Here is a 19,759-nt window from a genome sequence, read left to right as displayed (position 1 = left end):
ATTGGATTAATATAGACCTAAGAGTATCAATAATATGGTGCCATTATTCATTAGTCACATTGTTATGTCGTAATTTGTTATCATAAACATAGTTTTGTCAGATGGAATTCAAAAAAATGGAAAAATGGTATTTGCTTTACTGCAAACGAGGGCAAATTGAGCGTGCTATGGAGCATTTAAACCGACAGAATGTTATTTGTATGACGCCCATGACTGAAATGGAAAAAGTGGTTAGAGGGAAAAGAACGACTGTGCAAGAAGCGCTGTTCCCAAATTACTTATTTGTGAAATTTGATCACAATGAAATCCATACAACAACAGTCCAATCAACAAGAGGGGTCAGCCATTTTATTCGTTTTGGCCAATTGCCAGTGGAAGTCCCCGAAAAAATTATTGAGCTTCTACAACAAACTCCCATTAGTTATACCGTTGCACCAGATATGCCAAAGCATGGTGATCAGGTTACAATTACGGAAGGTATTTTTGCGGGTGTACAAGCTATTTTTGATGAGCCTAATGGTGAATATCGTTCTATTCTTTTACTGAATATTTTAAATAAAAGCGTACCAAAAGTAGTTGATAACACACAGTTTAAAAAAAATACAGATTGAATGTTTCAAGCAATAATGTTTCAAGCAATAAAAAGCCCTCTTTAGAGGGCTTTTTTTGTCATTGTACATTACAAATAACAGCTATTTGATGCAAATCAGGACTCTTCTTTTTCTTCTTCCTCTGCCCCTTCTTGTCGATTTCTGCCTTTGCCAACATAGAAATTGGATAGCAAGACACCGAGTTCAAAAAGCAAATACATTGGAACAGCAAGTAAAGTTTGAGAGAGTACATCTGGCGGTGTTAAAAACATCCCAACAATAAATGCCCCGACTAAAATATAAGGACGTTTACGTTTCAGTGATTCCGGTGTAGTCACACCAGTCCAACACAGTAAAATAATTGCAATAGGTACTTCAAATGCTGCACCGAAAGCCATGAATAATGTCATGACAAAGCTAAGGTATTTACTGATATCAGGAATAAAGTTGACGCTATCCGGGGTCGTTTTAACAAAGAAACCAAATGCGAGCGGAAAAACAACGAAGTAGGCAAATGCCATTCCCAAATAAAACAAGAAGCTACTTGAAACAAGCAAAGGCAACATGAGTTTGCGTTCATGCTTGTATAAGGCGGGCGCAATAAAAGCCCAAATTTGATAGAGAATAACTGGGATCGATACAAAAACCGATACCATCATTGTCAATTTAATTGGGGTAAAGAATGTTGACGCCACATCCGTCGCACTCATTTGCGAACCTACTGGCAGCTTATCAATCAAAGGGGCTGCTACCAGCCGATAGATATCATTTGAAAAATAAGCAAGGGCAGCAAAAACAATTAAAACTGTAATTAAACAGTTTAGCAGCCGTTTGCGAAGTTCAATGAGGTGGCTAATAAGTGGTTGTGTATCATTTACAGCCATGTGTTATTTTTCACTTTCAGTTTGATTAGAGTTTTTTACGTTAGCTTCGAGTGATCCTACTGTTTTTACAGCTGTTGAATCTTCCGGTTTTTCATCCTCAACAACGGCAGCCATTTTCGCTGCATGTTCAGGGTTTGGATCAGACTCCTCAGGTTGCTGAGTATTATCTTTCGCTTCCTTTACAGCACTATCGTAACTGTCAGTGATCTCTTTTGCTTTGTTTAACTCTGTTTCAATATCATTGGTTGTCTCTTGGTAGCCGCTTTTAAGCGATTGTGCAGCTGTACGCAATTCTTCCATGGACTGCTTAAGTTCAGGAGAAAGTGCTTCTAAATTAGCCTTTTCTTCAACCTTTTTCAGCGTGTCCTGTAGTTCCTGCAATTTTAACTCTTGCGTTAACTCATTTTGTACATTTGCAGCCATAGAACGCATCGCACGGATCCACCCAGCGACAGTTCTCACTGCCACTGGTAATCGCTCAGGGCCTAATACAACGAGACCAATAACTGCAATAAGCAACAGTTCACTAAAACCTATGTCAAACACGGTTTAACCCTGCTCTTTATTTTTGCTCTCAACTGGGCTTTCTTTCTTCTCAGCAGCCTGTTGTTCCGTAATATTTTTAGGTGCGAAGTCAGCATCTTGCTTTTCTTGTTCTGCTTTTGCTTTTTCATCATCGCTCATCGCTTTTTTAAAGCCTTTGAGTGATTCACCTAAATCAGAACCTAAAGAACGTAATTTCTTGGTGCCGAAAATCAAAATAATAAGTAAAGCAATGATAATGAGTTGCCAAGGACTACCGAAAGCAGCCATTGCAAAAGTTGATTCCATTGTTAATACCTCTATATAGTTTTGGGATCAATGTTATGAGATCTATTATATACAACCAACACAAAATACGGAAATGTTCACAGCCTTATAAACTTGTCGCAAAACAAAGTTTACTTAATTTTCGTCTGTTTTACACCAACCAAACAGCCAAGACAAGGCGCCTGCGGCCATAAATACCACGGCTAGCTGCTTTAAGTCAGAAATAAAAAATAAGCTACCGCATAAGACAAATGTCGCCCCGATCCCTAGGAGGAATTGCGACTTACGCTGTTTATTACGCTGATTTTTCAATTGCTGTGTTAATTGGTCAATATTCGACTGTAAGTATTTATGCTGCCTCAAAGCACCATATATCAAATCAGGAATCTCAGGCATTTTTTCTGCCCAATAAGGCGCCTTTTCTTTTAATGCTTGAGTGATTGCAGGTATCCCTACTTGGCTATGAACCCAGTCCTCAAGGAATGGTTTGGCTGTTTTCCATAGGTCAAGCTGAGGGTAGAGCTGCCGTCCTAGCCCTTCTACATACAGCAGTGTTTTTTGTAATAAGACTAACTGTGGCTGAACTTCCATGTTGAAACGGCGTGCTGTATTAAATAAATTTAATAATACTTGCCCAAATGAAATTTCAGCCAATGGTTTTTCAAAAATAGGTTCACATACAGTACGAATAGCAAACTCAAAGTCTTCCACATTTGTGTCTGAAGGAACCCAGCCCGAGTCAACGTGCAATTCTGCAACTTTGCGGTAATCACGATTAAAAAAAGCAATGAAGTTTTCTGCCAAATAGCGTTTATCTTCTTTGTTTAATGAACCGACTATTCCACAGTCTATCCCTATGTATTGAGGATCTTCTGGATGATCGTAACTAACAAAGATATTGCCTGGATGCATATCTGCATGGAAAAAACTGTCACGGAAAACCTGTGTGAAGAAGACTTTAACACCACGTTCTGCCAGCAGTTTCATATTGGTTCCCTGCGCTTTAAGCGCAGCAATATCAGAAACTGGGATCCCGTAGATACGTTCCATGACCATCACGTTTTCACGACAATAATCTGGATAGACCTCTGGCACATACAGCATGGCGCTGTTTTCAAAATTACGACGAAGCTGAATGGCATTTGCTGATTCACGGAGTAAATTCAGCTCATCAATCAATGTTTTTTCGTATTCACGCACGACTTCTTTTGGCCTTAATCGCCGCCCATCTGGCAACAAAGGAACCCAATTTGCAATGCGGTACATTAATTTAATGTCAGCTTTAATAATTGGCAAAATATCAGGGCGGATCACCTTGATGACAACATCTTTGCCATTTTCTTTTAATGTTGCGGTATGAACCTGAGCGATGGACGCAGACGCTAAAGCTTGCTCATCAAAATCATCAAACCACTGTTCTAGTGGCCCTTCGAGAGACTCTTCAATATAGCTTCGTGCCAGTTTGCCATCAAAACTCGCGACTTTGTCTTGCAATAACGAAAGTTGATCTGCGATTGCTGGAGGGAAAAGATCTCGACGAGTCGATAGCATTTGGCCAAATTTGATCCAAACGGGCCCAAGTTCTTGTAGGGCGAGACGAAGCCTTTCACCCAATGCTTTGTCTTTATGCTTATTTCTGATCCAAAAGAAACCTAAGCGACCAATTCTTAATGGTAACGTTAGTTTAATTTTGGGGATTAACTCATCTAATCCGTAAGAGAGAAAAACCCGAATAATGAAGTAAAGTCGTTTTATTTCACCGGGTGTCATTCTTCTCCTCCAACTGGCTTAACCGTTGTTCAAGCGCACTCAATGAATTTTCTATTTGCTCAACTCCATCACTAAAATGAGCTAGCTCAAGTTGGCTAGGAGCCATTTTCCATTCTTCAACTATTGCGTCTTTGATATACGTTTTTTGCCGTTTTACTAAATGAGATGCAAGGCACGCGCCTTTATTCAGTAGCTTACTAAGACCCTCGGCTGCAACATCACCAATATAAGGTGATAAATAGTGAGCAGGATTCCAAATTGCTAAATCAAGCAAAGAAGACCAGTGCTGCACAATTTGCATATCCCCTTCAATCACGATATCACCGCGATTGATAAGTTGAGCTAATTGCTGTTTGTCTTTCAATTTAACAAGCGTAAAGATGGATATTTTAATGGTACAGTCCGCAGGCTCAACCCACTGGCTTAACACATCAACATGGTTTTCAGCAAAAACAAGTGTTAACGTTTTATTCAGTTCTTTAAGTTCAATCGCCATAACTTTACCAGCCAAACGCATTCTAGCAGGCTGTAGAACTTTTTCTTTAAACAACATGTGGTTAAGAGAGGTTTCCATCAATGCTGTTATCAAAGAATACAAAACTGTATTTTGATTTTCGGTATGTGTTGATGGTGCTTCCATCTTAGAATTTAAACCCTTTGTGCAATGCGACAATTCCACCTGTCATATTGGTGTACGACACTTGTTCAAAACCTGCATTTTCCATCATACCTTTTAATGTTTCTTGGTTTGGATGCATGCGGATTGACTCAGCTAAATAACGATAGCTATCGGGATCATTAACGATCGCCTGACCAATACGAGGGAGTATATGGAATGAATAGGCGTCATAAGCTTTATTCAAAGGTTCAATAATTGGTTTTGAGAACTCTAATACCAATAAACGCCCACCTGGTTTTAGCACTCGGAACATAGAGCGTAGCGCTTTGTCTTTGTCGGTGACATTACGCAGGCCAAAAGAGATAGTAATGCAGTCAAAATAGTTATCAGGGAATGGCAGCTCTTCCGCATTGGCTTGCACATAATTAACATTACCGACAATACCAAGGTCACGTAATTTCTCACGCCCCATTTTTAGCATTGAGTCATTAATGTCTGCGAGTATGACTTCGCCTTTTTCACCTACTAAACGTGAAAATTTAGCAGTTAAGTCACCTGTTCCACCTGCAAGGTCAAGTACTCGCTGATTACGACGTACTCCGCTCGCTTCAATGGTAAAACGCTTCCAAATACGATGGATACCAAATGACATTAAATCATTCATTAAGTCATATTTTGATGCTACTGAGTGAAAAACATTCGCTACTAGGCCAGCTTTATCTTCTTTGCCGACAGTACGGAAACCGAAATCAATGGTTTCTTTAGTTGGTTCAGTCATTTCTCTTATGCCTGCTTATCATTCAAACTTTTGTAGGAAGTGTAACAGTCTTTGAGCCAAAACCCTATCAGAAGTCTAAGATTCCGCACAATTAGGCGTATCAGACCGCTCAACTAATTGAGGCGCTATAGGTTGCTTAATTTCGACTCCGAGCTCTTTAAAACTTTCCGCTTGGCTAATTAAATTTCCACGTCCTTGAGCAAGGCGCTTCATTGCCGATAGGTAAGTATTATTCGCTTTATCAAGACTGGCGCCTAAAACTTGCATATCATCAACAAACAAACGCAGCTTGTCATACATTTTCGCTGCTCTGTTTGCTATCTCTTGAGCATTTTGCCCTTGGCGTTCATACCGCCATATATTATTAATCGTTCTTACTGCGACTAACAATGTTGAAGGACAAACTAACATAATATTCTGTTTAATTCCTTCATCAAGTAACTCGGGAGCCTCTTTCAAAGCAAGTAAATAAGCAGGCTCAATAGGGATAAACATTAAAACGTAATCCAATGAGCGAATTCCCGGTAACTGGTGGTAATCTTTACGACTCAACATACGCATATGATTGCGGATAGAAGCCACATGGTTTTTCAATGCTTGTTGCTGTTCATGTGGGTCTTCGCTATTGAAGTAATGTTCATAAGAAACTAGCGACATTTTGGCATCAACAACCACATCTTTACCTTCAGGAAGATGGATAATCACATCCGGTTGATAACGGCTATTATAACTTGTATTGATGCTAACTTGAGTTTCAAATTCACTTCCTTCACGTAAACCTGAGACTTCGAGAATTCTGGTAAGAATGGTTTCGCCCCAGTTCCCTTGAATTTTGTTATCCCCTTTCAAAGCTCGTGTCAGGTTAACCGCTTCTTTGGTCATTTGATTATTGAGCTGCTGTAATTGCCGAATTTCATAGGCTAAAGTGTGGCGCTCTTTGGCTTCTTCACCAAAACTTTGCTGAACTTGCTGACGAAACCCCTCTAATTGCTCACGAAAAGGTGACAACATCGCCAATAGGCTTTTCTGTTGTTGCTCTGATGCACGGCGCTCATTTTGTTCAAAAATACGATTTGCTAAGTTTTCGAATTGTGCTGTCAGCCGTTGTTCACTATTTTGTAAAATTCGCTGTTTTTCTTCGTTTGCTAGCTGGTTTTGCTCAAAACGGGTGATGACCTCGCGAAGTTCTGCTTCTTGTTCTCGGTTGATGTCCCTTTGAGTACGCAGTTCTTGATCTAGCCTGTCATATTCTTCTTTCCATTGCGCAAGGTGAATATTTTTTTCGTCACTTGCTGCAAGTTGACGGTTGAGTTGCTGCAGTTCCTGATCTTTTTGCGCAATTTTTTGGGCAATAGAGAACCAAGTGGCTAAACCACCAACTAAAATGCCACTCAACGCCCCAATAACAGCATATAAAAGAGAGGTATCCACGGTTAAATCCTTACTTTACAAAGTCTAGTGTAAGGTAATGGGATACTGTATAAGTGTCCAGAGGTAATTTAGCTATCAAAGAAAATTTTGCGAAGCGCTTCGCAAGCTTAGCCTATCCAACTTGCGAACCACTTTAGGCCCAGTGCCCCTGGCGCTAAAATACCAAATGCCCAAATCATCGCAGAAGCGATATTGGCGAGTTGGAAATGCCGTTGTGGCATTGCGCAAATCCCAGCAACCAAGGGAACAATGGCTCGTAACGGCCCAAAGAAGCGCCCAAAGAAAATGCCCCAGATACCCCAGCGGTCAAAGAAACGCTGCCCTTTATCAATCATTTGCGGGTTACGAGAAATCGGCCACATATGACGTACATTTTCTTTGTAATGATAACCAATCCAATAAGAGAGCCAGTCCCCAAAGAAAGCACCGAGTGCGGCCGCTAACCATATTGGCCAGAAAGCAATATTACTTTCGCCAATCAAAGCACCAAGTGCGAGTAAAATCACCGTGGCGGGTAACAAAAGTGATAAAAATGCCAGAGATTCCCCAAACGCCAAAAAGAAAATAATAGGAAGCGCCCATACTTCATGTTCGCGTGTAAAGTCCGTCACAATGGTGACAATTTCATGGAGTGTCACGGTCAGTTCCTTTCATAAGGGGATAATCAGAATACTGTAGCGAAAAAGTGGTAAATCAAAGTTAAACAAAGCAAAAACACCTTTGGAAAAACCGAGTTGTGGATACAGAAAAATGGATCATCCACAACTCATCTTACAGTTAGTGAAACTTAGTCCAAAAACTGACTTTGCAGTGCTTCTCGTTGTTGCCTTCCTAAGCCAAAATCTTTTTCTAGCCATTGGTCAACATTACCATAATGGCTTTCAATGCTGTTTAGGGCCGTTCTCAAGAAGTCTTCACGTACTGAATAGACATACTCAAATTTTTTCACAATGCTTTCGTCCATCGTTTTTGCATGCTCTTCGAGTAAATGCTTGCGGTATGGCGCAAGTGTTTCATTAGTCAGTAAGTAATCTTCCATTACTGTGTCTAAATCTGCCCCTAACGCAAATAATACGAGTGCAGACCCGACCCCAGTACGGTCTTTTCCTACCGCACAGTGTTGCACGATCCCGCCTTTTTCTGGCTGCTTGAGTAAATTGACCAATTGGTGATAAGCAGGGTTGTTCAGCGGTAATAATTCATATAAACGAAACATGAAGGCTTGTGGATCAAACTGTTCCAATATTTCTGGTGTGAGTTTATCTAAATTCGCGGTGACTTCTTTAGCTAACGGATTTGCTGGAGCATGAACATAATGCGCTCCTTGCCAAATAACATCAGGCTTATCTAAGATTTCAGCTTCATCACGATAATCAATGATTTGGAAAAGATTTTGTGAACGTAAAACCGCTTCGTCTTCCTGTGTTAATCGGTCTAACGCACCGGAACGGAACAGGACTCCAGGCTTGATTTTTCCACCATTAGCAAGTTTTTTACCACCGAGATCGCGGAAGTTAATACCGCCTTTTAAAGGCAAAACAGAAGGATGAAGATAAGGTGTTGTTGACATAATAATTCCTTTTCGCCCTACAGCTTTTATTCCAGTTAACAACAAAACAAATGTAACCTGAATAATTTAAGGGCACATAACATTGATAATTGTTTTTATGACAATAACAGATCTAGCGAATAAGAGGATCAGAATATTTCCTGTAAATTAATTAACAATTGTAATATTTATAAAGGAAACAAAGAGAAATAAGGGATATATAAGAGGACTAAGCCCGCTTACTTTTTGTCCACAACCGAGTGAAAGCCAAGTAAGCGAGCCAGTAAATCACGGACTACAGTAAGCGGCGTGCAGCTTCAACCACAATACTTAATACGTTACCTTCCGTTTTCTTCAGTAACGCTTCATTTGGAATTTCTTGTTGGGTACGATTTACGATAACCCCCGCAACCATACCAGCACGTAACCCTTTACTGCTAGAACACATAGTCAGCAATGTGGCTGATTCCATTTCATAGTTCATTACGCCCATGTCTTGCCACTCTTTCATCGAACCTCTGAAATGACGCATTACACGGCCAGTATAGGTATCATAACGCTCTTGACCGGGGTAGAAGGTATCTGATGACGCGGTGACACCGACATGAACGGTTGCGCCCGCATCTTTCGCTGCGGCATAAAGCGCATTGGTACAGTTAAAATCAGCAACAGCAGGGTATTCTAATGGTGCAAAGTGTTGGCTAGCGCCATCTAAACGTACAGCCCCCGTTGTGACTAACACATCACCGACATTAATATCTTCTTGAATTGCACCTGTTGTACCAATACGTAAGAAAGTACGGATACCAAGTTGTGCCAGTTCTTCTACGGCAATCGATGTTGATGGACCACCAATACCCGTTGAGCAAACAATGACGGCTTTTCCGTCAAGTTCACCACGCCAAGAGGTATATTCACGTAATGACGCAAGGTGTACAGGGTTATCCATCAGACGTGCAATTTTTTCAACACGGTTAGGATCCCCAGGAACAATCGCTACGGTCGCACCCTGTAAGTCACTTTTCTTTAAACCTAAGTGGAAAACGTCGGACATTTCAAACTCCTTTACACAATGGCATCATTAAATCAGTCGATACTGATTAATCGTTATTTGTAATATAACGAGAAAACGATAAATTTTTAGTGATGAACATCACCTTTAATGAAAACAATAAAAGTTTGATTTCATTATTTAGTGATTTACATCACATATATTCATTGATTTTATTTCTCTTTAACACCCATTGCCATCAGTATAGATGAAAGTTTGACATAACGACAAAAGCGCCCCTGATTACTGGGCGCTTTGATTATTTGGCAGAACTAAAAATAGTAACGCTATACTAGAGAATTACATCAAGAACGAGGACACCAACTAGACCTATCGCCCACGCAATGGTGGTCGGAATAGACCAAACAATGATTTGTTGTTTAACGTCCTTAATTCCCATCATTCTGTTCACCACCCAATACAGGCTATCGTTGAAGTAACCGAAGAACAGAGACCCCATGGTTGCCGCTTGCGCCGCGACCAATAAGTTAATATCAGGTATTTGGCTAATGATTGGAGCAGAAATAGATGCTGCGGTAATCATTGCTACTGTACCCGAGCCTTGAATCAAACGAACCAAGGTCGCAATAATAAAAGGAATCAATACAGGTGTAATTGGCAGATTTGCTACATGTTCAGCAAGAATGTTTCCTGTGCCACTATCACGCAGTACCGCCCCTAATGCACCACCAGCCCCCGTAACAAGCAGAATAATACCGGCTGCTTGTAAGCCCTCTTCCATACGGTCGATGACTTCTTCTTTTGTTGCTTTTGGCATTAATGTGTAAACAGAGATCAACACACTAATTGATAATGCGATAATTGGTGCGCCTAAAAATTCAAACGTTTGGAAGTACCAATTGCTTTCCATGCCTTGGAAAGATTCTGTTTTTAGAATTAACCCATTGATTGCATTTATGAAAATCAACAAAATAGGTGTGATAATTGGTAAAAGCGATAAGAATAGGCTGGGTAATGGTTTATTCGCTTTTTCTTCCATATAACGAGCGTGAACTTCTTTCAGGTCTTCGCTGCCCGTTTCATCTGGCATAAATTCAGGGTACTTAGTCCCTAACCATTTTGCATACAAAACAATACCGATAACACAAGGAATAGCGAGGCTCATACCCGCGAGGATCATCGCGCCAACATCGACACCAAAAATCCCTGCAACGCCTAAAGGCCCCGGAGTCGGTGGAACAGTATGGTGTGTCACCACCAACCCACCAGCGAGTGCAACGCCTAGAGTCAGTATGCTACGTTTACCATTTTTGGCTAATGCTTTTGCCAATGGATATAAAATCACAAAAGCAGAGTCAACGAAGATAGGAATACTGACAATATAACCGGTAATTGCTAACGCCCATTCTTCGCGTTTTTTACCTAGCCATTTGATAAAGCTATAAGCTATCTGTTCAGCAGCACCTGAAACTTCCAGCACCCTTCCCATCATTACCCCGAGTCCAATAACAATACCGATGCTACCGAGTGTTGACCCAAAGCCTTTTGTGATGACTGTCACCGTCTCTGCCGCGGTCAAACCACCGGATATACCCGCGATTGCCGCAGCAATTAGCATTGCTAATAACGCATGAACACGCGTTCGTAATACTAAAAAGATCAGGACAAATATGGCCACTGCGAGGCCAATAATAGGAATATAGGACATAGGCTATCTCCTACTTAGACGAACCGTGGTTGGTGATAAACGAACGGATCGCATCACCAAACGAGCCATCGGCACGGAAACCGAGATCCAATGCACGGCTGATATCAAATTTGCCCGGCCAGCTCGCCACAATACGGTTAATGGCTTCGTCAGGTTCAAAGCGAATCAGATCTACCGCTTCTTGGCCTGCAACATCACGTAACGCATCAATCATACCTTGGACGGTAACGGTGATACCTGGCAGGTTCACAGTGCGTGATTTACCGAATTTCTCAGCAGGGATACTCACTGCATGAATAAAGTTGTTAATCACAGTTTCAGGGCTAGATAACCATAGCGCGAGGTCAGGGGAGACAGGACAAACACTTTCAATCCCATTTAATGGCTCACGAATAATGCCACTTGCGAATGAAGAGGCCGCTTTATTTGGCACACCCGGACGAATACTAATGGTTGGCAAACGCATCACACGGCCATCAACAAAGCCTTTACGTGAATAGTCATTGACCATCAATTCACACATGGCTTTTTGAGCGCCATAGGACGACTGTGGGTTAACGACACACAAGTCTGTGATGACATCAGGTAGCTCACCACCAAACACAGCGAGGGAGCTGGTGAACATAAATTTGATTGCAGGGTTCTTGGCACGAGCGACTTCCAATAATTGGCGAGTGGCTTCAAAGTTAACCTTCATTCCCAAGTCAAAATCACTTTCAGCGTGGCTACTTACGATAGCTGCAAGGTGGAAAACCACATCGGTTTGTGCATCAATCAGTTTATCAGCTGCCCCTGCTTGCGTTAAATCTAACGCAACACAACTGACTCTGGCATCTTCAACCGGTGATGTAGGGCATTGAATATCGGCTAAAACAAGGTGGTCAAATTTTAAACCCTGGCGATTTTTAAGCAAAGCAGCGGCTAGCTGCTGGCCCAGAAAGCCTGCGCCACCAGTAATAATAACTTTCATTGTAATTCTCCTTGCTATAGCCTTTTAACTGGCTATGCAGTTTTAGGTAAGATTATTTATGTTTTATGTCTTGATTAAATGAAGTTTTATGTTTTGTTCTGTTATCCGCTGCACCACATCAGTTGGCAATTGGTCATCACAAATGATGTCGTGCAATTGATTCAATGGGCAAACACGAAACATGCCATATTTGCCGAACTTACTACTGTCTGAAACCAGCACACAACGGCGAGCAACATCCAATAGCGTTTGTTTTATCTGAACTTTTTCCTCATGTGGAGTAGAAACCCCATGCTGCAAATCCCATGAACTGGTGCTGATAAAAGCAATATCAACATTGAGCGTTTTCAGCATCATCGCAGCCGTATTTCCGACACTAGAATGGTTACGTTTATCCACTAATCCCCCGGTGTGGTATAGGTTTAGCTGCGATTTATTCATTAAGTACTGCATAATGGAAAAATCATTGGTGACAATCGTTAAATTAAAACGCTCGCCAAGTACGCGTGCTATCTCAAAGGTGGTTGTTCCCGCATCGAGATAGACCACTTGCCCATCTTCAACTAATGAGCTGGCAAACTGGCCAATTTCACGCTTATGGCGATGATGCAACCGTGCCTTTTCACTCCAAGGTAGCTCTTGGCGCAATACATCATTTAACTTAACGCCACCACTGATACTGAGCACCTTCCCTTCTTCTTCTAACATCCGAATATCACGTCGCACTGTCATATGAGAGACATTCATTAGCTCAACCAAGTCACTGATCGATACGGTTTGATGTTCATGCACGTAACGGTAAATAAAATCACGACGCTCAGAAGGGAGCATAGGTTCTCCTAATTATGAATTTGCTTGTTTAAGCCAGCCTAATCCATCTTCGGTACGGCCTGCTGGATGATATTCACATCCTAACCAGCCTTCATAACCCATTTCATCTAATTGCTTAAAAATCCATGGGTAATTGACTTCACCGCTATCCGGTTCATGACGATAAGGGACTGACGCTATCTGAATGTGACTAAATTTACCCCATAAACGCTCAATTGTTTTCAATAAATCACCTTCCATAATTTGGCAGTGATATAAATCCAACTGGATAAAGACATTTTCACGATTAATTTCAGGCAGTAATGCTTCAGCTTGTTTTTGCGTGGTCAAAAAGTATCCGGGCATATCACGGGTATTGATGGGTTCGATAAGCACACGAATACCGTGCTCAGCCATCACATCGGCCGCATATTGAATGTTTTTGATATAACACGCAGTTTGCTGTTCAAGTGTATAGTTATCATTCACTTTTCCTGCCATCGCATGAACTTGTTTACAACCTAACGCTTTCGCATATTTCAATGCGGTCTGTACGCCTTCGGCAAATTCGTTCTCACGACCGGGGATCGACGCCATTCCGCGCTCACCTTGTGCCCAATTTCCTGCTGGCATATTAAACAGAGCCTGAGTTAAATGGTGTTTACTCAGCTCACCAGCAATGACATCGGCATCTTCTTCATAAGGAAAAAGATATTCAACACCTTTGAACCCTGCATTTGCAGCTCGCTCAAAGCGCTGTATAAAAGGCACTTCGGTAAACATCATGCTTAGATTTGCAGCAAATTTAGCCATTTTCGCCTCTCTACTTTTGTGGATAACGACTTTCGAGCTGTTCAACTTGCTCTTGCGTTAATGTTGTAAAGCCATGTGGGCGTAATGTGATATATAAGCGAGCGGTATCTTCTAACTCTTCTGCATTGAAGAAAGCTTGTCTTAATGTTTTACCACCCACGACCGGGCCATGATTCGATAGCAATACCGCATTATGTGTCGGTGCTAATTTTGCAATTTCCTCACCAATTCGGTCATCCCCCGGTGGCAAGTATTCAATCAATGGCAGTTTCCCCACTCGCATCACATAATATGGTGTGATTGGAGGCAAACAATTTTTTGTATCTAACCCCGGCAAGCAAGACAACGCCGTTAACCAAGGTGAGTGAAGATGAACAACCGCTTGGCAATCAGGGCGTTGCAGATACATCGCCATATGCATAGAAACTTCTTTTGTCGGTTTATCTCCCCCAATCCAATTGCCTTGTGCATCGAGCTTACTCAGTTTGTTAGGGTCTAAATCACCAAAACTGGAGTTTGTCGGTGTCACGATAATCGAACCATCAGGTAACCGAGCACTAATATTTCCTGCGCCACCGCTACTGTAGCCGCGGTTAAACATTGATTTAGCCCAATCGACTAACTCTTGGCGCAGCGCCTTTTCATCACTCATTAAACATCTCCTGTGCAAACTGGAAGAAATTTTCTTGGCCGAAATTACCTGATTTCAGCGCCAACCAGTTACCGCTTGCTAAGTCCTGTACCCATGGCACACCAGGGGCGATTGGTGAACCAATACTTAATTGTTCTGTCCCAAGGCTTTGAACCACTTTTCCAGAGGTTTCGCCGCCAGCAATAATAAAGGTGTCATACCCTTGCGCTTTCAACAGCACGACAACTTCACCAAATACCTTCTCGACCGCGGAACTTGATTCCGCTGCGCCATATTTTTCTTGTGTCTGTTTCAATAATTCAGGTGATTGAGTGGCATAAAGCATTGGTGCTAAACCAGTTAGTTGCTGTGCTTGCACCCAATCTGCCAATGTTTTGGCATACTCAGGGTTATTTAAACACTCCCCCACATCCAACATTTTTGCAGGGGCAACTTGCTGATAAGCCAGCACTTGTTTGTTAGTCATTACCGAGCAACTGCCTGATAAAACAACTATTTTCCTGTTTTTACCTGTTGGTTTTTCACCTCGTTGCGTTGTGCCGCCCCATGAACATTGGCTATCCACATTGGCCAGTGCAGCACCGAGGCCGGAACCCCCAGTTAACAATGGCATCGCTTTAACCGCTTGTGCGATAGGAAGCAAATCATCCATCGTCAAGCCATCAACGACCGCGTAACTCACGCCTTGTTGAGCTAATTCGGCAAGTTTTTGGCTAACAACGTCACTGCCTTTTTGAATATCATCAAGTCTGACTAAACCTGCTTTGCCTTTTGATTGCTTTTCCATCACACGCAATAAATTTGCGTCGGTCATTGGGGTTACAGGGTGATGCTGCATGCCACTTTCATTAAGTAGCTGGCCATTCACAAACAAATGACCATGAATAACTGTTCTGCCGTTAATCGGTAACGCAGGGCAAACTAATGCTAAGCCTGTTCCCAGTTGCGCCATCAATGCATCTGTAACGGGACCAATATTGCCTTTTTCAGTTGAGTCAAACGTCGAGCAATATTTAAAGAAAATTTGCTGACAATTCGCTTTTTGTTTCAGCCAATTGCACGCATTGGTCGATGCACTGACAGCTTCATCGACAGGACAAGAGCGGCTTTTTAAACTAATGACTATGGCATCAACATCTTGTGGTACCGGTGTGTTTTCATCGGGTTCATTCAATAACTGGACGACCTTCCAACCGTTTTGCACCATAAAGCCTGCGATATCAGTCGCACCGGTAAAATCATCCGCTATTACGCCTAACTTCACTGTCATGCTTTTTTCTCCGGTAAAGTAATACCTTTAAATGTTTTGATCACCGCGCTGTCATCCTGCAAACCAAAACCTTCATTGCTCGCTGAAATAAACATTTGATGGGCGGTTGAAGCTAGTGGGAGCGGGAAATTTAATGCTTTCCCTGTTTCCATCACTAGCCCTAAATCTTTGACAAAAATATCGACTGACGATTTTGGGGTGTAATCACCATCTAGAACATGTTGCATGCGGTTTTCAAACATCCATGAATTTCCAGCTGCATGGGTAACAATGTCATACATCACATCAAGGTTAATACCCGCTTTGGCGGCTAAAGCCATACTTTCTGCAGCAACAGCAATATGCACCCCAGCTAATAACTGGTGAATCGTTTTGACGGTTGAGCCTAAGCCAACGTCATCCCCTACACGATATAAGCGCTCAGAAATAGCGTCAAATACGGGTGAAAGCCGCTCAAATAAAGCAGGCTCACCTGAAGCCATTATGGTCAACTTCCCTTCAGCGGCTTTAATTGAACCGCCTGAAATAGGCGCATCTACAAGCGGTAATTGATATGAGGCAAGGCGCTGAGCGATATTTTTTGTTTGCTCAGCGGAGAGTGTGCTATGCAGTACAATAACTGTACCGGGGCGTAATTGCTCAACAAGAGGCTGTTCACCCGAAAATAAAATCGCTTCAACTTGACGACCATTGACGACCACTAACAATAAAGCGTCAATCTCATGGGCGAATTCCGCTGCATTTTGTCCCACTGCAACAGCTCCACCACGAAGTAGGCTTTCGCAAGCACCTTGGTTTAAATCAAATCCATAGGTAGGAATGTTATTTTTTATAAGAGATTGTGCGATCCCCATCCCCATAGAACCTAGGCCAATCACGCCAACTTTATTAACGAAATTTCCCATAATGACCCCTGATGTTGTTAATCTTCGTGACTGTTGTGAATTTTCACACAATAAAATTCACAAACACATGACTAACATCACATTTGAGATAATATAAAAAACCAACAAATAAAACGTAACCAATTGAATCAAAACAAATTAAATGAACAAAACCCTCAACACCCCCTTCACAAGATAATGTGATAAAAAATGTGATGCCCATTGCGTTTACTCACATTTAATTCACAAATGAAAAACCGTTATTTTTCTACTGCACTATATTCAATGCATCATTTCTATTGACCTAAAACTCAAATTGCTGAAAATAGCCGACTACAATTTTTTGAATAATGCTCCATACTATGGATGAGAGCATGAATTGGCTGATTGCCTAGGAGATAACATGGGGTTATTTGAGCAAATGATGGGTATGGTTGCAGGCGACAAAATGCAACAATTTCAATCAGTAATAAACTGGGTTGAGGAGCAAGGTGGCCTTCAAGGTGTTATCGAAAAATTTAACGAACAAGGCTTAGGTGGTGTTATTGCATCGTGGATCAGTGAAGGTAATAATTTACCTATCGATGCTAGCCAATTAATGCAAGTCTTTGGAAATGCCAATATCCAAGAGTTAGCTCAACAGGTTGGCTTAGAGCCTCAAGCAACCTCAGAAATGATTGCTAAATATCTTCCTCAATTAGTTGATAGTGCCACACCAAATGGCGAAGTTCCTGAAAGCCTCGATCTTGCTTCTATCGGTATGAACTTACTGAAATCTAAATTATTTGGTTAATATTTTCAAAAAGGCAGGTTTCCCCTGCCTTTTTGACACACTAGCTGATCACCATTTTACTGCTCATTTCTAAGCTGTTTCGCTGCCTCAACCATGTTGGCTAATGCTTGGCGAGTTTCTGGCCAGCCGCGAGTTTTTAAGCCACAATCTGGGTTAACCCATAAACGTTCCACCGGGACACGCTTCGCCGCCTTTCTTAATAATGCAACAATCCATTCCACATTAGGTACATTTGGTGAGTGAATATCATAGACACCGGGACCAATTTCATTTGGATAATCAAAATCTTCGAATGCGTCTAACAGATCCATATCTGAACGTGATGTTTCAATCGTGATCACGTCAGCATCCAGAGCCGCAATAGAATCCATGATGTCATTAAACTCGCAATAGCACATATGAGTGTGAATTTGCGTGTCATCATCAGCAATCGCAGCACTAAGCTTGAAGGCGTCAACTGCCCATTTGAGGTAAGCCGCCCACTCATCTCTGCGCAATGGTAACCCTTCACGCAGTGCAGGCTCATCGATTTGAATAATACCGATCCCCGCTTTTTGTAAGTCATCGACTTCATCACGTAACGCTAGCGCAATCTGTTTAGCAATCGTTTCACGGCTAACATCTTCACGTGGGAATGACCAACACAGAATAGTGACAGGGCCAGTTAACATCCCTTTGACCGGTTTCTCCGTTAAGGACTGAGCGTATTTTGCCCACTCCACGGTTATCGCTTCTGGGCGACTAATATCACCAATAATCACTGGGGGCTTAACGCAACGTGAGCCATAGCTTTGAACCCAACCATTTTGGGTAAATACATAACCATCAAAGTGCTCACCAAAGTATTCCACCATGTCATTACGTTCAGCTTCGCCATGCACAAGAACGTCGATATCTAAAATTTCTTGTTCTTTAATAGCTTGCTTAATATGTTCACTAATATTGGTGCGATAGTAGGTTTTATCCACATTTCCTTTTTTGAAATCTAAACGTAGCGTTCTAATTTCACTGGTTTGTGGGAAAGAACCAATCGTGGTGGTCGGCCATAATGGTAAGTTAAAGCGTTGACGTTGGCGCGCTGCTCGCTGTGGATATGGGCTATAACGCTCAGTATCCCCTTCACTGATTGCAGCCAGACGCTGAGCCACTGATGCATTATTCACTCGAGTTGATGTTTTACGCGCTCGAATAGGCGCACTGTATGTCTCTAATTCAGCAATGTGACTGTCTGTTGGCTGATTTAACGCTTTAGTTAACAGAGCAAGTTCTTCGCATTTTTGGATAGCAAAAGCGAACCAGCTTTTTACTTCGGTATCTAAACGCGTCTCATCATTTAAGTCGATTGGGCTATGCAGTAATGAACATGACGTTCCTACCCATATATCACGCTGACCTAAGAGCGGTTTCACCTGTAAAAATTTTTCACCTAAGTCCGCCTTCCATACATTACGACCATTAATAATTCCCAGTGATAATACCCAATCTGCGGGCAGCACTTGATGTAGTTTTTCAATATCATCAGCGCCTGCGACCACATCAACATGTAAACCTTGCACTGGCAATTGCTTAATCAAGTCTAAATGGTGGCTCACACCATCAAAATAGGTGGTTAACAACAGCTTTATATGACCTGACAGCGCTTGATATGCGTGCTGATAAGCTTGCTGCCATTGCTCTGGCAAATCTAACACTAATGCAGGCTCATCAATTTGTACCCACTCAAGGCCTTTTTCTGCTAAGCGAGACAAGATCTCCTGATATACAGGTAATAATTCATTCAATAATGATAAGCGGTCGAATGGTTCACCTTTCACTTTACCTAACCAGAGGTAGGTTATAGGGCCAATGATAACGGGTTTTACCTTGTGGCCTAATGCTAATGCCTCATCGACTTCATCAAACAGTTGTGTCCAAGACAGGGAAAATTGTTGCCCTTTTTGAAATTCAGGCACGATGTAGTGGTAGTTCGTATTAAACCACTTCGTCATCTCACCTGCGGGAGCGGGTTTGCCCGTTGGTGCGCGACCACGAGCAACACGAAATAAGGTATCTAAATCAATCGAACCATCTTCATTTTGATGGCGTGGCGGCACATTGCCCAATAGCAAACTGGTTGTCAGCACTTGGTCATACCAAGCGAAATCACCAACGGGTAATAGCTCAACACCTGCACTTTTTTGTTGTTGCCAATGGCGCGCACGTAACTGATAACCGGTTTCTAATAGCGCGGCTTGGTCAATCTTGCCTGCCCAATAATCTTCTTGTGCACGTTTTAGCTCTCTTTTTAGACCGACACGTGGAAAACCAAGTGTATGATTTATAACAGACATATTGACCCCTTAAAATATTTAGCCGTCTAGATGTTTACACATCCATAATCAACAGGTACTGTATAAAGCACAAGCGCAAATTTTTC

Annotated in this window: 20 protein-coding genes; 2 read left to right on the top strand and 18 right to left on the bottom strand. The window is 42.0% G+C overall.

Translation table 11 applies throughout. The features are described from left to right. Positions 1-116 precede the first annotated feature (116 nt). Positions 117-611 carry a transcription/translation regulatory transformer protein RfaH gene (gene rfaH, locus PSF67_RS08865; RefSeq protein WP_102139078.1) on the top strand — a complete coding sequence of 165 codons (495 nt, stop codon included), beginning with the start codon at positions 117-119 and terminating at the stop codon, positions 609-611. Positions 612-706: 95 nt separating this feature from the next. Here the strand turns inward: rfaH and tatC are convergent, their stop codons facing one another. The 17 genes from tatC to ltnD form a co-directional block, all read right to left on the bottom strand. Further along, positions 707-1,474 (bottom strand): Sec-independent protein translocase subunit TatC, encoded by a 768-nt coding sequence (tatC, locus tag PSF67_RS08860; RefSeq protein ID WP_004260806.1) that lies wholly within the window; start codon positions 1,472-1,474, stop codon positions 707-709. A 3-nt stretch (positions 1,475-1,477) separates the two neighbouring features. Further along, positions 1,478-2,020 carry a Sec-independent protein translocase protein TatB gene (gene tatB / locus PSF67_RS08855; protein WP_102139079.1) on the bottom strand — a complete coding sequence of 181 codons (543 nt, stop codon included), beginning with the start codon at positions 2,018-2,020 and terminating at the stop codon, positions 1,478-1,480. A gap of 3 nt (positions 2,021-2,023) precedes the next feature. After that, positions 2,024-2,305, bottom strand: a complete 282-nt coding sequence (gene tatA / locus PSF67_RS08850) for a twin-arginine translocase TatA/TatE family subunit (protein ID WP_102139080.1) — start codon at positions 2,303-2,305, stop codon at positions 2,024-2,026. Between the two features lie 114 nt (positions 2,306-2,419). Continuing rightward, positions 2,420-4,054 (bottom strand): ubiquinone biosynthesis regulatory protein kinase UbiB, encoded by a 1,635-nt coding sequence (gene ubiB, locus PSF67_RS08845; RefSeq protein WP_102139081.1) that lies wholly within the window; start codon positions 4,052-4,054, stop codon positions 2,420-2,422. Continuing rightward, positions 4,041-4,694 (bottom strand): ubiquinone biosynthesis accessory factor UbiJ, encoded by a 654-nt coding sequence (locus PSF67_RS08840; RefSeq protein WP_272676785.1) that lies wholly within the window; start codon positions 4,692-4,694, stop codon positions 4,041-4,043. Before PSF67_RS08840 ends, ubiB begins: the two co-directional genes overlap by 14 nt. A 1-nt stretch (position 4,695) precedes the next feature. Then, the gene (ubiE, locus tag PSF67_RS08835; RefSeq protein ID WP_102139083.1) at positions 4,696-5,451 is read right to left on the bottom strand and encodes a bifunctional demethylmenaquinone methyltransferase/2-methoxy-6-polyprenyl-1,4-benzoquinol methylase UbiE; all 756 of its coding nucleotides are present in this window, start codon (positions 5,449-5,451) and stop codon (positions 4,696-4,698) included. Between the two features lie 75 nt (positions 5,452-5,526). Next, positions 5,527-6,882, bottom strand: a complete 1,356-nt coding sequence (gene rmuC / locus PSF67_RS08830; protein ID WP_210848964.1) for a DNA recombination protein RmuC — start codon at positions 6,880-6,882, stop codon at positions 5,527-5,529. A 107-nt stretch (positions 6,883-6,989) separates the two neighbouring features. Beyond that, positions 6,990-7,520, bottom strand: coding sequence for a DedA family protein (locus PSF67_RS08825; protein ID WP_102139085.1), 531 nt, complete (start codon positions 7,518-7,520; stop codon positions 6,990-6,992). 149 nt (positions 7,521-7,669) lie between these two features. Further along, on the bottom strand, positions 7,670-8,452 hold the full coding sequence (locus PSF67_RS08820) for a tyrosine-protein phosphatase (protein ID WP_096865127.1): 783 nt from the start codon (positions 8,450-8,452) through the stop codon (positions 7,670-7,672). A 274-nt stretch (positions 8,453-8,726) separates the two neighbouring features. Then, a complete protein-coding gene (gene udp, locus PSF67_RS08815) occupies positions 8,727-9,485 on the bottom strand; it encodes a uridine phosphorylase (protein WP_042848832.1) in 759 nt (252 codons plus the stop codon). 289 nt (positions 9,486-9,774) lie between these two features. Then, the gene (locus PSF67_RS08810) at positions 9,775-11,151 is read right to left on the bottom strand and encodes a GntP family permease (RefSeq protein ID WP_094961394.1); all 1,377 of its coding nucleotides are present in this window, start codon (positions 11,149-11,151) and stop codon (positions 9,775-9,777) included. 10 nt (positions 11,152-11,161) lie between these two features. Beyond that, positions 11,162-12,121, bottom strand: a complete 960-nt coding sequence (denD, locus tag PSF67_RS08805) for a D-erythronate dehydrogenase (RefSeq protein WP_102139086.1) — start codon at positions 12,119-12,121, stop codon at positions 11,162-11,164. A gap of 63 nt (positions 12,122-12,184) precedes the next feature. Next, the gene (locus tag PSF67_RS08800) at positions 12,185-12,952 is read right to left on the bottom strand and encodes a DeoR/GlpR family DNA-binding transcription regulator (protein WP_004260836.1); all 768 of its coding nucleotides are present in this window, start codon (positions 12,950-12,952) and stop codon (positions 12,185-12,187) included. 12 nt (positions 12,953-12,964) lie between these two features. Further along, positions 12,965-13,744: a 2-oxo-tetronate isomerase gene (otnI, locus tag PSF67_RS08795; RefSeq protein WP_102139087.1), complete on the bottom strand. Its 780-nt coding sequence runs from the start codon at positions 13,742-13,744 to the stop codon at positions 12,965-12,967. Positions 13,745-13,754: 10 nt separating this feature from the next. Continuing rightward, complete coding sequence (gene otnC, locus PSF67_RS08790; protein WP_004260842.1) at positions 13,755-14,396, bottom strand: 3-oxo-tetronate 4-phosphate decarboxylase; 642 nt, start codon at positions 14,394-14,396, stop codon at positions 13,755-13,757. Then, entirely contained in the window at positions 14,389-15,666 is a 1,278-nt protein-coding gene (gene otnK, locus PSF67_RS08785) for a 3-oxo-tetronate kinase (RefSeq protein ID WP_272676784.1), read from the bottom strand. The genes otnC and otnK overlap by 8 nt, the downstream gene beginning before the upstream one ends. Next, positions 15,663-16,571 carry an L-threonate dehydrogenase gene (gene ltnD, locus PSF67_RS08780; protein WP_102139089.1) on the bottom strand — a complete coding sequence of 303 codons (909 nt, stop codon included), beginning with the start codon at positions 16,569-16,571 and terminating at the stop codon, positions 15,663-15,665. Before ltnD ends, otnK begins: the two co-directional genes overlap by 4 nt. A 382-nt stretch (positions 16,572-16,953) precedes the next feature. Between ltnD and PSF67_RS08775 the strand changes: the two genes are divergently transcribed. Then, entirely contained in the window at positions 16,954-17,343 is a 390-nt protein-coding gene (locus tag PSF67_RS08775) for a YidB family protein (protein ID WP_102139090.1), read from the top strand. A 56-nt stretch (positions 17,344-17,399) separates the two neighbouring features. Here PSF67_RS08775 and metE read toward each other — a convergent pair whose 3' ends face one another. Continuing rightward, a complete protein-coding gene (gene metE / locus PSF67_RS08770) occupies positions 17,400-19,673 on the bottom strand; it encodes a 5-methyltetrahydropteroyltriglutamate--homocysteine S-methyltransferase (protein ID WP_272676783.1) in 2,274 nt (757 codons plus the stop codon). Positions 19,674-19,759 lie beyond the last annotated feature (86 nt).

Origin of the sequence: Providencia sp. PROV076, assembly GCF_028483405.1 — a bacterium.
In the GTDB taxonomy this organism is placed as follows: Bacteria; Pseudomonadota; Gammaproteobacteria; order Enterobacterales; family Enterobacteriaceae; genus Providencia; species Providencia huaxiensis.
Note: the sequence above shows the minus strand (reverse complement) of the source record. Positions and strands in the feature narration are given on the sequence as shown.

Excerpts from the sequence above, each read along its gene's own strand:
- PSF67_RS08775 (WP_102139090.1), top strand. The coding sequence starts at position 16,954 with ATGGGGTTATTTGAGCAAATGATGGGTATGGTTGCAGGCGACAAAATG.
- ltnD (WP_102139089.1), bottom strand. The coding sequence starts at position 16,571 with ATGGGAAATTTCGTTAATAAAGTTGGCGTGATTGGCCTAGGTTCTATG.
- otnK (WP_272676784.1), bottom strand. The coding sequence starts at position 15,666 with ATGACAGTGAAGTTAGGCGTAATAGCGGATGATTTTACCGGTGCGACT.
- rfaH (WP_102139078.1), top strand. The coding sequence starts at position 117 with ATGGAAAAATGGTATTTGCTTTACTGCAAACGAGGGCAAATTGAGCGT.
- metE (WP_272676783.1), bottom strand. The coding sequence starts at position 19,673 with ATGTCTGTTATAAATCATACACTTGGTTTTCCACGTGTCGGTCTAAAA.
- otnI (WP_102139087.1), bottom strand. The coding sequence starts at position 13,744 with ATGGCTAAATTTGCTGCAAATCTAAGCATGATGTTTACCGAAGTGCCT.
- PSF67_RS08810 (WP_094961394.1), bottom strand. The coding sequence starts at position 11,151 with ATGTCCTATATTCCTATTATTGGCCTCGCAGTGGCCATATTTGTCCTG.
- tatA (WP_102139080.1), bottom strand. The coding sequence starts at position 2,305 with ATGGAATCAACTTTTGCAATGGCTGCTTTCGGTAGTCCTTGGCAACTC.
- denD (WP_102139086.1), bottom strand. The coding sequence starts at position 12,121 with ATGAAAGTTATTATTACTGGTGGCGCAGGCTTTCTGGGCCAGCAGCTA.
- udp (WP_042848832.1), bottom strand. The coding sequence starts at position 9,485 with ATGTCCGACGTTTTCCACTTAGGTTTAAAGAAAAGTGACTTACAGGGT.
- ubiE (WP_102139083.1), bottom strand. The coding sequence starts at position 5,451 with ATGACTGAACCAACTAAAGAAACCATTGATTTCGGTTTCCGTACTGTC.
- tatC (WP_004260806.1), bottom strand. The coding sequence starts at position 1,474 with ATGGCTGTAAATGATACACAACCACTTATTAGCCACCTCATTGAACTT.
- ubiB (WP_102139081.1), bottom strand. The coding sequence starts at position 4,054 with ATGACACCCGGTGAAATAAAACGACTTTACTTCATTATTCGGGTTTTT.
- PSF67_RS08840 (WP_272676785.1), bottom strand. The coding sequence starts at position 4,694 with ATGGAAGCACCATCAACACATACCGAAAATCAAAATACAGTTTTGTAT.
- PSF67_RS08820 (WP_096865127.1), bottom strand. The coding sequence starts at position 8,452 with ATGTCAACAACACCTTATCTTCATCCTTCTGTTTTGCCTTTAAAAGGC.
- otnC (WP_004260842.1), bottom strand. The coding sequence starts at position 14,396 with ATGAGTGATGAAAAGGCGCTGCGCCAAGAGTTAGTCGATTGGGCTAAA.
- PSF67_RS08800 (WP_004260836.1), bottom strand. The coding sequence starts at position 12,952 with ATGCTCCCTTCTGAGCGTCGTGATTTTATTTACCGTTACGTGCATGAA.